Source organism: Bacteroidales bacterium (assembly GCA_012517825.1).
Taxonomy (GTDB): domain Bacteria; phylum Bacteroidota; class Bacteroidia; order Bacteroidales; family JAAYUG01; genus JAAYUG01.
Genome location: JAAYUG010000157.1, coordinates 1 through 2970 on the forward strand (window position 1 = coordinate 1; position 2970 = coordinate 2970).

Annotated in this window: 2 protein-coding genes; both read right to left on the reverse strand. The window is 46.8% G+C overall.

Annotated features, from left to right (window positions below):
• The coding region (locus GX419_11025; protein ID NLI25225.1) for a glutamate synthase subunit alpha at nt 1-2029 on the reverse strand (2029 nt) is incomplete at its 3' end.
• Between the two features lie 128 nt (nt 2030-2157).
• Nucleotides 2158-2970 (reverse strand): citrate synthase (locus GX419_11030; GenBank protein NLI25226.1); only part of this gene is annotated, 813 nt, incomplete at its 5' end.

Below are 2970 nucleotides of genomic sequence, written 5' to 3' on the forward strand. Positions count from 1 at the left end.
AACCGAGGAGAAGGGCAAAATGCATGACTTCCCTGGCTTCGGCTGTTTCAACTATAAATCCAATCTGCATCCTTTTCTTCACGCTGATCAGGTAATGATGAAGGGTTGAAACAGCCAGCAGGGAAGGAATAGGTGCATGATCTTCGTCCACTGCCCTGTCAGACAAAATGAGATAATTGATTTTATTGTCAACTGCCTGCTCCGCTTCATGGCATATCCGGTCAAGCGCTTCCTGCAGTGCCTTTCCCCCTCCACGGGCATCAAATACCATGTTGATGGTAATATTTGAAAATTCCTCCCGCTGGAGGTTCTTGATTTTTCCCAGATCAGTGTTTATGATAATTGGGCTCTGAAAACGGATAAGCTTGCACATGGCAGGAGTTTCCTCCAGAAGATTTGATTGCAACGCTCCGATGTAGTTGGTAAGCGACATAACCAGACCCTCACGTATCGGGTCAATGGGAGGATTGGTTACCTGGGCAAAATGCTGCTTGAAGTAACTGAAAAGCCGCTGAGGTTTTTTTGACAATACGGCCGGAGGAGTATCATTCCCCATGGAACCAACAGGCTCCTTGCCTTCCATTGCCATCGGCTTGAATACCATATCCAGGTCATCCTTTGTATAACCAAAAACCCTGAGATAGGTTTCATACTGATCAAGAGTAGAAGGGATGCGTTGTTTTACTTCAATCTTTTCCAGCTCGAGCCGGTTCTCCTTCAGCCAGTTTCCATAGGGATTCTGGCGCGAAAGCTGTCCTTTTATTTCAGTATCCGGTATAATAATCCCCAATTTGGTATCTACCAGCAAAATCTTTCCAGGGCGAAGCCGACCTTTTTCGCGGATCTTTTCAGCTGGAAATTTCTGAACACCAACTTCAGAACCCATTACAATGAGGTCATCTTCGGTAATCACATAGCGCGAAGGCCGTAACCCGTTCCGGTCGAGTGTACCCCCCACATACCTGCCATCGGTAAAGACAAGAGAAGCAGGCCCATCCCAGGGTTCCATAATCATGGAATGATACTCATAATAAGCTTTCAGGCTGTTAGGTATAGGGTTCTTGTCGTTGAAGGATTCCGGTACAAGCATTGTAATAGCATGGGGCATCGTTCGTCCCGTCATCACCAGAAACTCAAAGACATTATCCAGCGAAGCTGAATCACTTTTCCCAGGCTCAATTACCGGAAAAAGCTTTTCAAGGTCCTTACCGAACAATTGACTCTGCAGCAAGGCCTCTCTCGCTTTCATCCAGAGCCTGTTCCCCTTGATGGTATTGATTTCTCCGTTGTGCGAGAGATACCGGAAGGGCTGCGCCAGATCCCAGGTGGGAAAGGTATTGGTACTGAAACGCGAATGAATCAGAGCTATCGCACTCTCCATTGCCGGGTCCGAAAGGTCGGGATAATAATCTCTTAACTGCACAGGCGTGAACAAACCCTTGTAAACCAGAGTCCGCGTTGATAGGCTGTTGACGTAAAAGTAACTGCTCTGCCTGAGGCCGGAATTCCTCACTTCGTTCTCAATCCTCTTGCGGAAAATATAAAGCTTGCGCTCCAGTTCATCCTGTTCATAATCTCCCGTAATAAACACCTGGCGAATCACAGGTTCACTGCGGCGGGCAATTTCGCCGAGAACACTGCTGTTTACAGGAACATCCCTGAAAGCAGAAATGGCCAGATTTTCCTCTTCTGCTATACGGTAAAACCACTGTTCGATTGCTTTTCTCTCTTCTTTATCGGGAGGAAAGAAAATAATACCGGTTCCGTATTCACCGGGGTCCGGCAGAGAAATGCCCTTCGAAACAAGAAACCGGTGCGGTATCTGAATGGTAATACCTGCTCCGTCACCGGTGGTATTGTCGGCACTCTCGGCGCCGCGATGACTCATATTCAGCAAAACTTCCAGTCCGCGACGGATGATTTCTCCCGATTTCTGCCCTTTTATATGGGCCACGAAACCGATACCGCAACTGTCATGTTCATTTTCCGGATTATAGAGCCCACTTTTGTCCGGGAATCCTTTCCACATAATCAATCTTTATTAATTTGTTTTACAATGGGTTCAGGCTTAACTGCTGCCAGGTGCCTCTGCTACAAATTTATGCTATAAAACATATATTTCCTGAAGTTTCTCAAAAATTCCAGTCTTTGGCCTGTTTATGAGTCCTTTCGCTGATTGAGGGGAACGTACGCTGTTCGTGGACAGACATTTTTATATGCCGGCCGGATAATCCTCTTCGAAGAGAAGGTAATTTCCTCCAGCCTGTGAGCACACCATCCTGCAATACGCGCCGCTGCAAATAACGGAGTATAGATTTCCCTGGGTATGCGGATACAATCGTATACGAAACCTGAAAAGAAATCGACATTGGGACTTATGAGCTTGGCACCGGCTCCTTTATGTTGTTCAAAAACCTTTGGTACAAGACGCTCAATGTTTTCATAAAGACGGTACTCATCCGTACGGTTTTTTTCAGCGGCAAGGTCCCTTGCCTTTTCTTTCAGAAGCACAGCCCTCGGATCCGAGAGGGTATAAACGGCATGCCCCATTCCGTAAATTTTCCCTGAGTGGTCAAATGCTTCACCCTTAAGCATTTTCAGGAGATATGCCGAGATTTCCTCATCATCATTCCAGTCGCGTATATTTTCCTTCAGATGATCCATCATATCCATTACTTTCAGGTTAGCCCCTCCGTGAAGGCTTCCCTTCAGGCTGCCTATGGCCGCTGCAATGGCCGAATAGGTATCTGTGCCGCTTGAACTGACAACCCGGGTTGTGAAGGTTGAATTGTTTCCGCCTCCGTGTTCCGCATGAAGCACCAGGGCCAGGTCAAGAATGGTCGCTTCCAGAGGAGTATAAGCTTCCCCTTTGAGCATCTGCAGAAAATTCTCTGCTGTTGACAAATTCATTTCTGGATGTCTGATTATCAGAGACTTTCTGTAGAATGCATGCAACATTCCGTAATAGGA